At 37.5% G+C, this 16,429-nt stretch carries 14 protein-coding genes; 8 read left to right on the top strand and 6 right to left on the bottom strand.

All coding sequences use genetic code 11. From position 1 onward, the window contains the following. Nucleotides 1-135: 135 nt before the first annotated feature. From H5117_RS05090 to H5117_RS05065, 6 genes are all read left to right on the top strand, one after another. Entirely contained in the window at nucleotides 136-1,671 is a 1,536-nt protein-coding gene (locus tag H5117_RS05090) for a GGDEF domain-containing protein (RefSeq protein ID WP_182712414.1), read from the top strand. Nucleotides 1,672-1,733: 62 nt separating this feature from the next. Beyond that, nucleotides 1,734-3,077, top strand: coding sequence for a nucleotide 5'-monophosphate nucleosidase PpnN (gene ppnN, locus H5117_RS05085; RefSeq protein ID WP_024596931.1), 1,344 nt, complete (start codon nucleotides 1,734-1,736; stop codon nucleotides 3,075-3,077). A gap of 10 nt (nucleotides 3,078-3,087) precedes the next feature. After that, a complete protein-coding gene (gene xni / locus H5117_RS05080) occupies nucleotides 3,088-3,861 on the top strand; it encodes a flap endonuclease Xni (protein WP_024596930.1) in 774 nt (257 codons plus the stop codon). Between the two features lie 69 nt (nucleotides 3,862-3,930). Further along, a complete protein-coding gene (locus H5117_RS05075) occupies nucleotides 3,931-4,314 on the top strand; it encodes a DUF3192 domain-containing protein (protein WP_024596929.1) in 384 nt (127 codons plus the stop codon). An 11-nt stretch (nucleotides 4,315-4,325) separates the two neighbouring features. Further along, nucleotides 4,326-6,014 carry a hypothetical protein gene (locus H5117_RS05070; protein WP_182736412.1) on the top strand — a complete coding sequence of 563 codons (1,689 nt, stop codon included), beginning with the start codon at nucleotides 4,326-4,328 and terminating at the stop codon, nucleotides 6,012-6,014. 206 nt (nucleotides 6,015-6,220) lie between these two features. Next, nucleotides 6,221-7,228, top strand: a complete 1,008-nt coding sequence (locus H5117_RS05065) for an isocitrate dehydrogenase (protein WP_002960311.1) — start codon at nucleotides 6,221-6,223, stop codon at nucleotides 7,226-7,228. 69 nt (nucleotides 7,229-7,297) lie between these two features. Here H5117_RS05065 and H5117_RS05060 read toward each other — a convergent pair whose 3' ends face one another. Continuing rightward, nucleotides 7,298-10,312: an immune inhibitor A domain-containing protein gene (locus tag H5117_RS05060; protein ID WP_182736410.1), complete on the bottom strand. Its 3,015-nt coding sequence runs from the start codon at nucleotides 10,310-10,312 to the stop codon at nucleotides 7,298-7,300. 490 nt (nucleotides 10,313-10,802) lie between these two features. On the opposite strand from H5117_RS05060, the gene H5117_RS05055 reads away from it, so the two are divergent. Next, nucleotides 10,803-12,527 carry an acetolactate synthase 3 large subunit gene (locus H5117_RS05055; protein ID WP_024596926.1) on the top strand — a complete coding sequence of 575 codons (1,725 nt, stop codon included), beginning with the start codon at nucleotides 10,803-10,805 and terminating at the stop codon, nucleotides 12,525-12,527. Then, nucleotides 12,527-13,024, top strand: a complete 498-nt coding sequence (ilvN, locus tag H5117_RS05050; RefSeq protein ID WP_002960314.1) for an acetolactate synthase small subunit — start codon at nucleotides 12,527-12,529, stop codon at nucleotides 13,022-13,024. Before H5117_RS05055 ends, ilvN begins: the two co-directional genes overlap by 1 nt. A gap of 92 nt (nucleotides 13,025-13,116) precedes the next feature. On the opposite strand, the gene H5117_RS05045 is transcribed toward ilvN, so the two are convergent. The 5 genes from H5117_RS05045 to H5117_RS05025 form a co-directional block, all read right to left on the bottom strand. Then, nucleotides 13,117-13,392 carry an HU family DNA-binding protein gene (locus H5117_RS05045; protein ID WP_002962474.1) on the bottom strand — a complete coding sequence of 92 codons (276 nt, stop codon included), beginning with the start codon at nucleotides 13,390-13,392 and terminating at the stop codon, nucleotides 13,117-13,119. Nucleotides 13,393-13,602: 210 nt separating this feature from the next. Then, the gene (locus H5117_RS05040; protein ID WP_165724279.1) at nucleotides 13,603-14,142 is read right to left on the bottom strand and encodes a DUF3833 domain-containing protein; all 540 of its coding nucleotides are present in this window, start codon (nucleotides 14,140-14,142) and stop codon (nucleotides 13,603-13,605) included. Between the two features lies 1 nt (nucleotide 14,143). Further along, on the bottom strand, nucleotides 14,144-14,632 hold the full coding sequence (locus tag H5117_RS05035; RefSeq protein ID WP_165724281.1) for a chalcone isomerase family protein: 489 nt from the start codon (nucleotides 14,630-14,632) through the stop codon (nucleotides 14,144-14,146). Nucleotides 14,633-14,685: 53 nt separating this feature from the next. Then, a complete protein-coding gene (locus tag H5117_RS05030; protein ID WP_182736400.1) occupies nucleotides 14,686-15,186 on the bottom strand; it encodes a DUF2878 domain-containing protein in 501 nt (166 codons plus the stop codon). Next, nucleotides 15,164-16,426, bottom strand: coding sequence for a cyclopropane-fatty-acyl-phospholipid synthase family protein (locus tag H5117_RS05025; RefSeq protein ID WP_182736398.1), 1,263 nt, complete (start codon nucleotides 16,424-16,426; stop codon nucleotides 15,164-15,166). The genes H5117_RS05030 and H5117_RS05025 overlap by 23 nt, the downstream gene beginning before the upstream one ends. Nucleotides 16,427-16,429: the final 3 nt, after the last annotated feature.

The following is a 16,429-nucleotide window of genomic DNA, read 5'->3' as shown; positions in this document are numbered from 1 at the left end:
GATAAATGACCCTATATACGAGTTTATAAGTAGTAGCTTATTAAAATTTCTAAGTTTTTTACTAGATAACTACACATAATAAAAATTTGTTGTAAACTGAAGATAATGAAATTAATTTGATGGCGGTATGCTTAGGTGTCACAAAGATCTAACGCAACAGATAAAAAGCTAAAACAAGCAATTGATGCGCGTATGGCTGTTGAGAGCGCTCGTAAACATCAAGTAGATGTTCTATGTGACTTTACAGCTAAACTATCGTTGAGCTGTAAAGGACTAGATATCGAGTTAGATAATCGCCTCGCCAAATTTAGAAGTGCGCTTAATAAAGGCATGAGTTTTGAAAACCTTGCTCCCCTTATTAGTGAAACTTTAATCCTACTTAAAAACCAAGAATCGATTCAACAAGCTCAGCAACGTAATTTATACAACAGTGTGCAAAGTGCCGGTAAACAATTACAAAAAACCAAAGGTTTACCTGACGATACTCGTAGGACTCTAAGAAATTTACTCGATCACGAGATTAATAACGTTCATTCAACTCATGGTTACATTCCGCTACTTGATCAACTTATTAGCTTTTATCATGAAGCGTTGCTTACCAAGCAAAACCCTCAAGTTGATCAGCAGCGCCCAGTAAAACAGGCGCGTGCAAAAAAACTACTTGAGCTCGCAAATGAACTTATACTTGAAGAAGAAGCTACGCTACAAATTAATAATATAAAAAATAATATTACAGAAAGTGACTCAATCGATACATTACTTGATGTTGCAATTAGTATTATTGATGTAGTGGTAAAAAATATAAGTAAAGAGCGTAAATCCGCGCAAAGCTTTTTAGTTTCATTAAATCAAACCCTCGAAGATCTTCATAACTCTATCGTCTCAACTAGCAAGCACTCTGAGTCTATGGAAGTTGAGTTTGACTCACTTAATAAAAGCATTGAACTAAAAATAAAAAATCTTAATGAGCAAACGCAAAAAGCTACATCAATCTCATCTTTAAAAGAACTCGTAGATAACGAATTAAAATCAATAAGCGAAGATTTTATAGCAAAAGAAAAGTTAGAACGAAAAGACAGAGAAATGCTTAGCGCTAGCTTTAATGAAATAAATACTCGAATTGTTACTTTAGAAGATAAGTTAACAACGTATAAAAAACGCTTAAACGAACAGCGCTTTAAAAGCTTACTAGATGGGCTTACAAAACTGCCTAACCGGGCTGCATTTGACGAACGTTACAATCACGAAATGCATTTGTTTAATGTGCAGCCATCAGATGTTACGCTTGCAGTTATTGATGTTGACCACTTTAAATCTATCAATGATAGATTTGGCCACACCGCAGGTGATATTACCTTACAAGTTATATCAAAAGCGTTGCAAAAATCGGTAAGAAAGTCTGATTTTATAGCGCGTTATGGCGGTGAAGAATTTGTACTATTAATGCCAGGTGTGTCGCTAGAAAACGCAACATTACCCCTGGATAAAGTAAGAAAGGTAATTAAAAATATACCTTTTAAATTTAGAGAAAAACAAATTGAGATCACTATTTCGGTAGGTGCAACTCAATTTAAGAAAGGCGATACCCTATTAAAGGCATTTGATAGAGCTGATGATGCACTTTACGAAGCCAAAAATTCAGGGCGAGATAGACTTTGTACCAGTAAATAATGTCATAGCTATTATAACTTTTATGACAAGTAGTTTTACGATTTAGTAGTAGGAGCACGTCTATGTTAATACAGTTAAACCCAACTGGGGTTTTAGATTTACTGTCGCAATTAGAAGTTGATTTATTAGAGCAATCGTCTGCTAGTGAGCGTTATAAATTATTTAGAAACTGCGTACTTGCAGTCCTCAATGTAGGTAGTCATACCGACGACAGTAACGATATATACAACAAATACAAAGATTTTGATATTCGTTTAGTAAGCCGCGAACGAGGTATTAAAATTGAACTTGAAAACCCACCCGAAACCGCATTTGTTGATGGCGAAATAATTACCGGTATTCACGAACATATATTTTCTGTTATTCGTGATATTTTGTTTATTTGTCAAAAATACGAAAAAGATTTAAAAGAGCAAAAAGCCATAACCCATATGGTGTTCGATATGCTCAGAAATGCAGGTGCACTGCGTGTTAAAAGCGAGCCTAACATGGTTGTTTGCTGGGGCGGACATTCAATAAACGAGGTTGAATATAAGTACACAAAACAAGTAGGTTACGAACTTGGTTTACGTGGATTAAATATTTGTACCGGTTGTGGTCCTGGTGCCATGAAAGGCCCAATGAAAGGCGCAACTATTGGCCACGCAAAGCAACGTAACACCGATAATCGCTACTTAGGTTTAACAGAGCCAAGCATTATTGCTGCCGAGCCACCAAATCCTATTGTAAACGAACTCGTTATTTTACCTGATATTGAAAAACGCCTTGAAGCTTTTATTAGAACAGCTCACGCAATTATCATTTTTCCTGGTGGCGCAGGTACTGCTGAAGAGTTGTTATATTTATTAGGCATATTGTTGCACCCAGATAATACTAAGCAATGTTTACCTGTTATTTTAACAGGCCCCAAACAAAGCGAGGCGTACTTTAAAGAGCTATGCGAGTTCGTTGAAATGACACTTGGTAAGGAAGCGTTGGATAAGTTTGAAGTAATTATTGATAATCCTGAATTAGTCGGTCAAAAACTAAAGTCATCGATGGCTAATGTTCGTGATTACCGTAAAAGTGAAGGTGATGCTTATTACTTTAACTGGACATTAAAAATAGATAACGACTTTCAACAACCTTTTGCACCAACACATGAAAATATGGCAAGTTTAGATTTACACCTTGATCAGCCTAAACAGCTACTCGCGGCTAATTTGCGTAGAGCTTTCTCTGGTATTGTTGCTGGTAATGTAAAAGACGAAGGCGTTAGAGCCATTAAACAAAACGGTCCATACATTTTAAGTGGCGAACCTGCCCTTATGACAAATATGGATAAATTATTACAGGCATTTGTTCTTCAAGGTCGCATGAAGCTCCCTGGTAGTAAATATGTTCCATGTTACAAAATAAAAGCATGAGTTTTATAGTTTGAAACCCCATTTACTTCTTATAGATGCGCTTAATTTAATTAGGCGCATTTACGCCGTTGACGCGAATCAAAAACATCATAGCGACGAGCAAATGATACAAACGTGCTGTGCACGTGTAGCCCACGCCTGTAAAAAGCTTTTAGATACGAGTAATGCAACCCATGCCATTGCTGTGTTCGATGGTGACAAAAGCTGGCGTTATCATTTTTATAAAGACTACAAACATTCACGCGCGCCAATGCCCCAAGTATTAAAAGATGCTCTATTGCATTTTAAAGCCGCAATTGAAGAAACAGGTATTGTAGTATTTGAGCCTATTAACGATGAAGCTGATGATATTATTGCAACGCTTGCCTTTAAGGCATCAAATAATCAAATAACGAGCACTGTTGTTTCTACTGATAAAGGCTTTTTACCTTATATTGGCCCTTACATTACAGTTTACGATTACTTTAAAAAGCTATATTTAGATGAGACAAGTATAAAAGAGCGTTTTGGTGTTGAGCAAAATAAACTCGTTGATTTTTGGGCATTAGCGGGCGATAAAACAAATGATATTCCGGGAGTTAAAGGAATAGGTACTAAATCTGCGCAGCAAATAGTTAATAACTATAACTCAATTGAACAAGCAGCCGAAGATGAGTCTCTAAGCCCGAGTATTAAAGCAAAGTTAGCCGCTAATATGGATATGTACGTAATTTCAAAGCACTTGGTTAGTTTACGCACCGATATAAATTTAGGTTTTAGTTTAAAGCAGTTAAGACTTAATTAGTCGCAAGTTAATAGCCTCTAAACATTACAAAACGTATACTGATATTAGTTACCGGAGTCAGAGTAAGCCATATTGAAAAAATTTATCCGATATTTAATTTTAGGTTTAGGGCTATATGCACTGATAGCTGCATTGGTGATTACCTTTTATAAAGACGATCCTCAAGCTATGATTTGGCAAGACCGAGAGGCTTTCAATAAACGTTACATCGAAAAACTATCACTTGAGCAGCCAACAACACTAAATAGTGTTCTTGATTACTTAGGCAGCCCCGATCTTACTTATGCCAAACGAGATGGTGAACAAGTATTTCAGATAGTTTTTTATCGTACACAACATAAAACATCTGACGGTATTACCACTATGGATGAATGTACTGGCCTATTATTTAAAAATGGGCAGCTGTTTTTATGGGGCCCGAGTGCATACAATAAATACCAAGAACAAAATTAGGTGAAGGTTTAATGGATGAAGCTGTTTCAACTACCTTAGAGCAGCTGCTTAATAATACGCAGCTGTTTTTAAGTTATTATAACAATAAACAAAAATGGACAGCTCTATATCCAATGGCAAGTAAGCTAGCTGAGCAATATAGAGTGCTCTACAGCAAACAGCCATTCGCATTACAATCCCGATTAACGCTTTATAATCCAAGTTATTCTTATGCAACAAATTTAGTTGTTAGTCAGAGCGTCATAACTGCTGCCCTGTGTAAATCTCAAAATTATAATAGTGCCTTAAGTGAGCTATACATAGCCGCTACACTCATTGAACATTTATGTGTTGGAGCGCAATTAAACAAGCTTTGCGAGCAAACACCTTTTCAAGATTCTGATAAAAAAATTTGGAAAATGCGTCATCAGTTAGCAGCAAAAGTAATGTTAGCTAGTGGCGATTCAGCAAAACCTGTTACGCAGTTACTAGCTAAATTAAATAAGTATAAACAAGCATTGGTAAGTGCTCCTAAAATAATGCTTTACGATGGGGGCATAACGCTGATTGCTCTAGCAAATATTATTAGCATGAACATTACGAGCAACACGGCTAATAAACATATTAGCTTATATAAAGCACTTACCGATTTGTACATTCGCACACCTAACTTGTTCGCACTGCAATTAATTAAATCACTAATAGCGCATTTAGGGCCATTATTACCGGGAAGCCGCGTTTTATACGCTGAGCAAACCATGATTTATTTAGCAACTGATGCACAACAACGGCATGTTTTAATTAGTACAGCAAATCCAAATAAATTAACCTGGTACAGAGTAAAAGCAACGCTTAACGATAATCCAAAACAATGGCATTGCACTGATAAAACCATTAGCTTTAAAGTATTTAACAGTGAACATGTAAAACTACAAAGTGAGCTTGAGGTTGATAAGGCACAATCTTTACTTGAGCTAATAAGTAATATTAAGTTACAGCACGAATACAGCTATAAAGGATTAAGCCTGCTGATGGCGCCTCACCCTCTCGTAATTGCTAATTTATGCGAGGCAGTAAAACCATATAATAAAGAACATCAGCCCGCAAAAGACTTAAAACATAGTTTATCTATGGTCGGCTATTATAATGCACCTGCAATAATTCAACGGGTTGTTTTTGAACAATTAGTTAATGTTACCCCACATCCATTGCAAGCCTACGTGACTAACAGATTAAATGGATTAGTAAAAATAATGGCTTTATTGGTTAGTAAAAATGATCACGACCAGTTTGAGCACATCACTTTACCTTTATACGCTTACGCTCATTTTTTATTAACGCAATGCAGTACACAGCTTTCTCGTAAAACGCTGATTGACGACACACCAAATAAAACATTGAGTGCCCCTATTTGCTCATTTTTTGGAGTAAATGCAATTAACACCGAACAACTAACACAACAGCTTACTCATTTATTGAGTGATAACCCATGGACTGCAGCACTCTTAGAGGCAGAGCAAACACCTAGAAAGCACTTAACTGAGGCCCATAAACTTTGGATTACACTTAAGATTGTTGCTCAAAACGTGTTTAAACCAGAACTTTCGCTAACTCCGTGGCAGCAGCAAACGTTAAACGAACAGCTAAAAATACTCAAGTGGCATAACCAAGCTGATTTTTATCAACAATTAGAATCTCTTGAGTTGTTTAATAGTATTTAGTTTATTAGAAGCTATTTTATGTCTTTATACCCATTATAACTTTCGTGTATACCCAGTATTTTTTGTATAAACTAGCAAAATGGGTGATAAATTGGTATAAATGCGCCCTTAAATTTTCAAGCACGTTCACATAAATGTTCTAACAAGCGGTTACTCTCTCAGAGTAATAATTTATGTGCAAATCAAACTCTTTAAAGGAAAAGTCAATGGCCAAACAAACCATCACAGTGATCAAAGGCGACGGCATCGGTCCGAGCATTATCGACTCAGCACTTGAAATATTAAAAGCCGCAGGTTGCGACTTTGATTATGAATTTGTTGATGCTGGCCTAGCTGCACTTGAAAAAACAGGTGAGTTATTACCGCAAGAAACAGTTGATACAATTGCTAAAAACAAAATCACTCTTAAAGGCCCATTAACTACGCCTGTAGGTGAAGGTTTTACATCTATTAACGTAACACTTCGTAAGCAATTTGGTTTATACGCTAACGTACGTCCAGTTAAATCATTTGTTGGTACTAAAGCGCGTTACGACGATATTGATATCATCACTATTCGTGAAAACACTCAAGGTATGTACTCAGGTGCTGGCCAAGTAGTAAGTGAAGACGGTAATGAAGCACAAGCAAAGTCGATAATTACGCGTGAAGGCGCAGAAAAAATCGTAACTTTTGCATACGAGCTAGCGGTACGCGAAGGTCGTAAAAAAGTAACTGCAGTTCATAAAGCTAACATTTTAAAATCAACATCTGGTTTGTTTTTAAAAGTAGCACGTGAAGTAGCTGAGCGTTACCCACAAATTGAATCAAATGAAATGATTGTTGATGCAACATGTATGAAGCTGGTAATGACACCTGAAGAGTTTGACGTAATTGTTACGACTAACTTATTTGGTGATATTTTATCTGACCTTTGTGCTGGTTTAGTTGGCGGTTTAGGTATGGCACCTGGTGCTAACATTGGTGAAGACGCAGCAATTTTTGAAGCTGTACACGGTAGTGCACCAGATATTGCTGGCAAAAACTTAGCTAACCCAACATCTGTAATTTTAGCGTCTATTCAAATGCTTGAGCATTTAAATATGGGCGATACTGCAGAGCGTATTCGTAGTGCTGTTGCTGATGTAATTAAATCAGGCGACCGTACAACTCGCGATTTAGGTGGCAGCCACGGTACAACTGATTTCACTCAATCAGTAATTGACCGTTTATAATTAATATTGTTATTAATTTAAATAGCCCGCTAATTTAGCGGGCTTTTTTGTGTTTGCTAACTACGTTTACTACCTAGTGTATTTATGCAGGTTAGTATTAAACCTAATTAAGCCCAAAAGTAGTAATCCTAATAAACCCGCCAGTGATCCGCCACTTGAACCCGAACTACTTTGTTGTTTTTGTACAGTAGCAGATAACTCTTGAGTAAAAGTATCATTGGTTTGAGTATCAGTAACATTCAACGTTACGTTATAAGTCCCGTCAGCTTGATAAGTATGCCTTGGGTTTTGTAAATTTGATAACGCACTGCCATCACCAAAATCCCAACTGTAAGTGTAACTATTAAAGCCGCCGGTTACTTGGGCATTAAATTGTGCGCTTAAATCACTAACTGTAGCGTTTGCGTTTATGCTAAGCGGAACATTAGCAGTTACATCAATCGCTTTTGATTGTTCAGTGCCTTCGTCATCTGTCACTGTAAGCGTTACTTGGTAATCGCCAGAGTACAAATAATTATACGTAAGCGATTGAGTCGCTAAAGTACTTCCATCTCCTAGCTGCCAATTATAAGTATACGGTGCGATTCCACCTGTAAGCGATGCCTCAGCTGTTAAAGCTCCTTGGTTTATTACATATTCAATTTCATTTACAGTTAATGGTTCAACTAATGTAACTTGTGCTACAGCGACTTGCTGTGAAGTACCATTATCTGCCATAAACTCAACGTTATAAGTGCCATAGTCTTGGTATTCATAAGTAGGCGTTAACTCTGTGCTGGAGCTTCCATCGTCAAAACTCCACGTAAATTTGTCCGCAGGAGTAAGTGCAAAACCTTCTACACTAAAATTAACGGTTAAACCGTTTTTAGTAAAATTAATTCCCTTAGTAACATCGTAAGTAAGCTCTACTTCTATATCTTCACTGTCTGCTGACTGGCTTATAATATTAAAGCCAAAACCAACCTGTGGAAGCACAACACCCGATGGTTTTTGCGCTGCAAAGCTATAATCGGTTTTATCAGTAAACCCGGTGATAGCTGATAAATCATCATCACCTAACCCTGCCCTTTGTTGATATAGGCTAAAAGCAGCATCACGAATTTGAATTGCTGAAGCAGCCGGAGTTTGCGTACTGCCTTTATTTATCGAGCGCTGATCAGCATCTACCACTAATGCAAAACCACTGCCTGGATGCTCGGTAGTGTTATTATCTGCTTGAGATTCATTGCTGTACCACAATAATAAGCCTGGTGAGTACTGCTGTGCTTGCAAACTACTGTCAACGCCTGTGTATGAACGCAGTTGTAGATAGTAATGAGATGGCGATGCATATGTGTAACTACCTACTTTTTCAAAGCCATTAAACTCAGTGTTAACTTGATCTTGTGCATTATTTTGCCAAATTAAAGTATCACTTTGCTCAATGCGCATATCATCAACAACAAAACCATAATAATGTGTGTTCGCATCTGTTATGTATTCAATTTTTAAATCAATTGTTTGCCCAGAATAAGCTGATAAATCAAACTTATGGGTCAAATAGCCGTTAGGTTGCTTAGCATCACTATTAAGAAATGAATCACCTGAGATATACGGACCAATATCACCGTAGTATGGATTAAGCGCTTGCGTATAATTACTCGCGATTGGCTCGCCATCTACTTTTACTTGAACTAAATCGTAATCGCGCTCAATACTGTAATAAGCAATAAAGCTTAAAGTAAGTGTCTCAGTTGTGCTTGGTAGCGCTATTGTATTAGCTAAGCTGTTGCTAATATTGTCGCCCGTATTTGAATAGTATTGAAAATCACCTTCTACTGGAGCCCTAAATTTTTCGAGCCTTGGTGGTAGTGCTATTTTTATTTGATTTTGCTGTTGTGAAGTACTCGCAGTATTAATTAATGTTTGCTGTGAGTTAGCCTCTATCTCATCCATATCAAGCGTAAGCTGGTTAACCCAGTTACCCTGGTACCGCTTTTGTAAATATTCAAGCGCATAAGGGCTAAACATAACTGGCTCTGAGCCTCTTGGCGAACCAGCCCAACTTCCTGTCGACATAACTGACCAAGACGCGACAGGCTCACCTACCGTGTTAGATTGTAAGTCGTATTCATCTAATAATCCTAAATCATGCCCAAACTCATGCACAACCACACCAATCCCGGCATCAATAGGGTTAATGGTATAACCAAAGAGCTTAATGTTGCTGCCTGCAATTTCGCTCGGCCCACTATTTTCATCAAATACATAGTAGCGGTGCGACCAAATAGCATCGGTGCTTAGGTAACCGCCACCCGCTTCTTCGCCAATACTTGAATGAAAAATCATTACATGGTCAATAATGCCATTAGGTTCATTAAGGATACCGTCGCCATCAATATCATCTAAATCAGTTAAATCGTAATCCGCTAAATTAATATTAAACTTTGCAACCGCCTTCTCCACAGCCTCTTTAATTAAAGCAGGTGCATTTATATCCCGTGTAGTGCCTTGGCGCTCACCATATATTTTTGCATTACTATTAGCGGTTACCCAGCCATATACCTGCCCGCTAAAGTTTAAGCTGTTCCCCGAAGCCGCTTTATAATAATCAGCAGCCGTTTTTAAGCTTTGTCCATCAGGGCCTGTATAACCTTGAGTATTAAAAAGCATTTGCTGATAGTGCTCAGTTGAATAATCAGCGTAAAACATGTCGGTGTCTTGCTCTACAAGTTGATTGTCGTCATGTTTAAGATCAGGAAAATCAATTAAGATACCTAACACTTTTACATCATTAACGCTTTGATCTGGCACTAGCGACGTTGAAAAAGCGACCTGTTGTTTATTTGTGTTTGAAAAAAAGTTGGAAGAGGATTTAAATTGCCTAAAGCCATTTTTAATTGAGTGATTGGCAACGTCTTTGTTACTCATATATGACTTAAATGAACTATCTAACTCACTTGAAGATATTTGGTCTCTTTTTTTAAGCCAATATGAAATACGCTCTTCGTTAGTTATACCAACATCATGCGGACTTAAGTTATTAGCCGCCACCATAGGGCTTAATAGCGTAGTTAAAAGCGCAATTAACGTCACTTTTTTCACTGTGTTTTCCTCAAACATAATTATGTAGCAATCATACCTAATAATAGAAATTTAAACATGCGATAAAAACATATAGTTAACATATGCAATTAAAGCTAATGGTCTTTCACACTCTTTTATATCTAAAATCGAACTTACAACCTAAAATGCATAATTTCTGCCAGTAAACTCAATTAAACATAGGCTTTCTGCAGGTTTAAATTAAAAAAAAGCCACAAAACGAATTTAAAATGCAAAAAACAGCTTTCAAGGTTGACATGAAGGCTTAAAACCCTTAAAAATAAACCTATACAAAATCTTTAATTTAAAAGCAGTGTTTTGCTAAGTAGAGTAAAAACTATGAACACACACATTAATCTTTTAGTCGTACTCGTACTGGTCTTAGTTATAAGCCCAGCGGGGATGTATTAAAAGGTGATACTGCTTTTTAAAAACCCTCGCACTACGCGGGGGTTTTTTTATGCATAAAAAAGCGCACAGAGGAATGAGGATGAGCAAACAAGAATATAATGGTTCTGAACTAGTAGTTCAGGCATTAAAAGAGTTAAAGGTAAAATACATATTTGGCTATCCCGGTGGTTCGGTTTTAGACTTATATGATGCACTTTTTCAGCAAGATGACATTGAACATATATTAGTACGTCACGAACAAGCTGCAACACATATGGCTGACGGCTATGCCCGCGCTACTGGAGACGTTGGTGTTGTACTTGCAACCTCAGGCCCTGGCGCTACAAACTGTATTACAGGTATTGCAACGGCCTACATGGATTCAATTCCTATGGTTGTGTTATCAGGCCAAGTGCCTACAAATTTGATTGGCGACGACGCATTCCAAGAAACCGATATTGTGGGTTGTTCTCGCCCTGTAGTTAAACACAGTTTTAACTGTAGAAGTGCTAAAGACATCCCTACAATCTTAGCTAAAGCTTTTTATATTGCTAGCACTGGCCGCCCAGGTCCTGTCGTTGTTGAGCTTCCAAAAGATATGCTTAACCCTGCTATTAAGTTTGAATACGAATTTCCTAAAACCACCGAGCTGAGAACGTACAGCCCTAATACTAAAGGGCACTCAAAACAAATTCGCAAAGCCGTAACAGCTATTTTAGAGGCCAAAAAACTGGTTATCTACTCTGGTGGTGGTATTGTTATTTCAAATACATCAGAGCAATTAACGCATTTAGTTGAATCATTAAATGCCCCCATTACAAATACACTAATGGGATTGGGTGGTATTTCAGGTGTGCATCCAAACTTTGTAGGTATGTTAGGCATGCACGGCACGCTTGAGGCAAACAAAGCAATGGCTAACGCCGATGTGATTTTAGCGCTTGGTGCCCGATTTGATGACAGGGTAACTAATAATGTTCAAAAGTTTTGCCCTAATGCCACAATTGTTCATGTTGATGTTGACCCAACTTCAATTTCTAAAACAATTAAAGCACACATACCAGTTGTAGGTTGTTTAGCAACCGTACTTGAACAACTACAAGCGGGTATTGATAAAAGCCCAATTAAAATAGACCGCAGCGCGCAAGAAGATTGGTGGCGACAAATTATCAGCTGGCGCGAACAAAAGTGCTTAAGCTACAACACTGATGGCGACAAAATTAAGCCACAAGCTGTAATTGAAGCGGTTTATAAAGCTACTAATGGCGACGCTTACGTAAGTTCTGACGTTGGTCAGCATCAAATGTTTGCAGCGCAATATTATCCATTTAAGCATCCTCGTCAATGGATCAACTCAGGCGGCTTAGGCACCATGGGCTTTGGTTTACCTGCTGCAATGGGCGTAAAGCTAGCCTTTCCTGATAAAGAGTCTGTGTGTATTACGGGTGATGGCTCTATTCAAATGAATATTCAAGAACTATCAACCTGTTTACAGTACAACCTAGCGGTAAAAGTTGTATCACTTAATAACCGCTCTTTAGGTATGGTACGCCAATGGCAAGACATGGTTTACGGTGGACGTCATTCATCATCTTACATGGATTCACTACCTGATTTTGTTAAGTTAGTTGAAAGCTACGGCCATGTAGGCATACAAGTAAACACACTAGATGAGTTACAACCTGCTATCGATAAAGCAATGTCAATTAACGACCGATTAGTCTTTTTAGATATAAACGTTGATGAAAAAGAACATGTATACCCAATGCAAATTAAGTTAGGCGGCATTGATGAGATGTGGTTACGTAAAGGAGTAAAAGCATAATGCGTCGTATTTTATCTATTTTATTAGAAAACGAACCAGGTGCCCTATCACGTATTGTTGGGCTTTTTTCACAACGTGCATATAACATCGACAGCCTAACTGTTGGCACAACTGACGATCAATCACTATCACGTATTACCATTACCACTATGGGTGATGACAGAGTTGTAGAGCAAATTACAAAGCAGGTTAACAAATTAGTCGACGTGCTTAAAATTATCGATTTAACAGAAATGAGTCACATTGAACGTGAGCTATTGCTTGTTAAGGTATTTGCTCAAGACGAGACGACTCGTGCAGCGGTTACGCGAGTAGTTGATGTGTTCCAAGGTGCTATTTTAGATATGGGCCGACAAAGCTATAGTCTACAACTAGTGAGCAGTACAGACAAAATAGAGTCATTTTTAGACACTCTTCGTCATGAAACCGATATTATTGAAGTTGTACGTTCTGGCGCTGTTGGCATTGGTCGAGGCGATAAAGCCTTAAAAGCATAAATTTAAAATATAAAGGCATCAATTGATGTCTTTATTAAACATAAAAAAAAAGAGCTAATTAGCTCTTTTTTTAATTTAATTCGTTAAACCTATTAAGGGTTTACTTGGTCTTTAAGACCTTTACCTGCTTTAAAGCTTGGGATAGTTGCCGCTGCGATTTGGATCTCAGCACCCGTTTGTGGGTTACGGCCAGTGCGAGCTGCACGTTCTTTTACTGAGAAAGTACCAAAACCAACTAATGCTACTGAATCACCTTCTTTTAAAGAAGAAGTTACAGCACCTGTAAACGCGTCAAGAGCACGAGTAGCAGCGGCTTTAGAGATTTCTGCATCAGTAGCAATTTTTTCAACTAATTGAGCTTTATTCATTGTTAGATTCCTATTCGTTATTATTTTGCCTTCGCAAAACCTATCTTTATGCATTTTTAAAGAGTTAGCAACAGCAAATTGCATTTTTTGCTTAAATTCTTAAAAAATGAGTAAAATTTAAATAATTCTCTGTAAAATACAGCGTGTTGGGTTAACAAAGACTTAATTTGAGTACAATTTTGGCGCAAGTTAAGCAACTGGGTAAATAAGCTATATTTTTTCGATCACTAAGGTCACTTCCCCGACCTCGACTCCAAACTTAACAATAGATGTGCGGTTTATCAAGCGCGATTGTGTAACCAGGTACATCCAATCATCAAAATTCACTTTTAAAGTGCTGCCATCGTATGGAAGCTCTACATCGTAATTCCAATGAAATACGCTGCCATCACTTCTACCTTTTGCAGTACCTATAACATCATCTGCCACACCCGTTAAACTATTGTCTTCGTTTAACGTTATTTTCCAAATACGCTTTTGAGTTTCGCCATCGTCATAAACAAAGTCTTCTTCAATAACGCCCTGGTTACCATCCCAGCTCGCATTCATATCTACGACAAGCTTGCGGGTCAATTCACCCTTAAAGTCTTGTACAACACCGTAGGCTTTCAAATTTCCACTAAAAAATGTTTTAAAGTCAAAGTTTGGCGATGTATTTTTATAATGCTCTACATTTGGTGCCGAACAGCTTATGAGCAACAAAGCAGATAAGCATACAAGAGCTGTTTTAAACGCGTTAAATACATTCATATTAATTCCCTAATAGTTGCTTTCGTAGTTTCGGCTCAGAGGTTTTTTCATCCAGCCAAATGGCTAAAAAATCACTCGAAAATTGAGGTTCATTTATTTCGCCAATTTTTTCATCATTATGATAAAAAGTACTCATACCCTGCTCATTTGTGACTAACGTTAGCGAATCACCTTGTCTAATATCAGGCCAAATAGACAATAATTTACTGTCGTATTTGTCTGCTAGCTCTTTTTTTCCAATATGCTCCCACTGCTCATTTGTTGCTTTTACGATTTCTTTAGCTTCAAAGTCACGTAAATAGGTAAGTTTAAATTTAATAGGATGCGTTCCTGCGCTGTAATTACCTGAAGAGGTAAATAAAACCGCGTCATATACATCCCAAAATAAATACTCCATTCGTGCTTCACCTACTTTGTTAAACTGTGTGTTAGCTAAAACAATTGAAGTTGTAAGCAAATAAAAAGTAACTGCCTTTAGTAAAAATTTCAAAATAAGCTCCCTTGAGTCAATGAGTAATGTTACGAAATGGGAATTGTGGGCGATCAGCGATTGATGAATAACTTGATTTTTTGGTTTATAAAAAGAATAACAATAAACACTGTAGACCAAAGCGCACCGTAAACGAGCCAAAACTGCCATAAAGGTAAACCTAAACTTATTACTTCAAAGCGTGCTCCAGCCCAATAACTTGCTGGCGCAAAAGCCATGCACACTAAAAAGGCCTGCCAAAGCTTTAATTTACTCAAAAAAACCATAGAAGTATTTAAAGAAAGTAATAACGCAGCCCATAAAAAGACGAGCCATAGAGGGAAGGGATAAACTTCAAATTCTAACAAGCCTAACTTTACTGCAATAAACTCTAACAATAGCGCTAAAGGCAGGGCTTTAATTAGAAGTAAGGTGTCTTGTTTTTTTTGTTTTGACAACCAAAACATTAAAACAATAATCAATCCGCTAAAAAGTAGCGAATCAGCTTCAAGCAGCAAGGATAAAAACCACACTGCTTGAAATAAAACAAAATTAGTAACCGAGCGCAATATCATCGTTATCGCTAACAAAGCGTGGTTTACGCGCCATTAAATGCACCGTACTTGTTGCTCTGGCTCTAAATGCACCTTCGCAATAAGCAAAATAAAATAACCATAAACGATAAAAGCGTTCATCAAATTTAGAGCGGTCTAAATCAGGCCAGCTTTTTATAAAACGGGTTCGCCAATCTGCTAATGTTCGTGCGTAGTGAGCGCCAATATCATTAACAGTGTGAATAACCATATCGGTATTATTTTTAATCTGCTCACTCATTTCGTTAAGCGATGGCAAGCATCCGCCCGGAAAAATATACTGCTGGATAAAGTCAGAGTTTTTTAAGTAGTGCTTATAACGCTGGTCGCCAATAGTTATAGCTTGTATGAGCATTGCACCGTCGTCTTTTAACAGTTCACCACATTGGGTAAAAAAGCTAGGTAAGTACTCATGACCTACCGCTTCTATCATTTCGATAGAAACAAGCTTGTCGTATTTTCCTCTCAATTGCCTGTAATCAAGCTTAAGTAATGTAATTTTACTTTCAAGACCAAGCTCTGAAATTTTATTAGCGACATAATCATGTTGTTCATCAGATATGGTTGTTGTTGTTACATGGCAATCGTAATGTGTGGCTGCATATATAGCAAAAGCCCCCCACCCTGTACCAATTTCAATTACTGAATCATTTTTTTGAAGCTCAACTTGCTCACAAATGCGTTTCAGCTTGTATTGTTGAGCCTCTTCAAGCGTCGCTTCTTTTGAAGGATATACAGCACTTGAGTAAAGCATTTCTTTACTCAAAAATGATTCGTACAAATCATTACCTAAGTCGTAATGAGCAACGATGTTTTTCTTAGAACCCGATTCAGAATTTTTATTTTTTATGTGATTAAACCGGTGTGCAATATTGCTAAAAAATGCGAATTTCTTCTCAAACTCATCAAGTTGCTTCTCATTTATAGCAAATATCTCAATGAAAGAGGTTAAGTTGTCACAAGACCAATGCCCCAAAATATACGCTTCACCAGCGCCAACGCTCCCAGATAATGCAAATGCCTTATACATAGCTTTATCGTTTACAATAATTGTTGCTTTTAGCACTGAAGATGGGTCGCCAAAAACTGTACGCTCATTCCCTTCAATTAAAACAACTTGACCTGTTTCAATTGACGAGAAGGCTTTAGTCACTAATTTTTTATATATGTTAGTTAACCAGTTTGTGCTTTGTTCGCAATTTAAGCTCGACACTTTATCCATTGA

Origin of the sequence: Pseudoalteromonas sp. SG45-1 (assembly GCF_014164135.1) — a bacterium.
In the GTDB taxonomy this organism is placed as follows: Bacteria; Pseudomonadota; Gammaproteobacteria; order Enterobacterales; family Alteromonadaceae; genus Pseudoalteromonas; species Pseudoalteromonas distincta.
The sequence above is the reverse complement of the archived record's forward strand: the minus strand, read 5'-3'. Positions and strand labels throughout refer to the sequence as shown.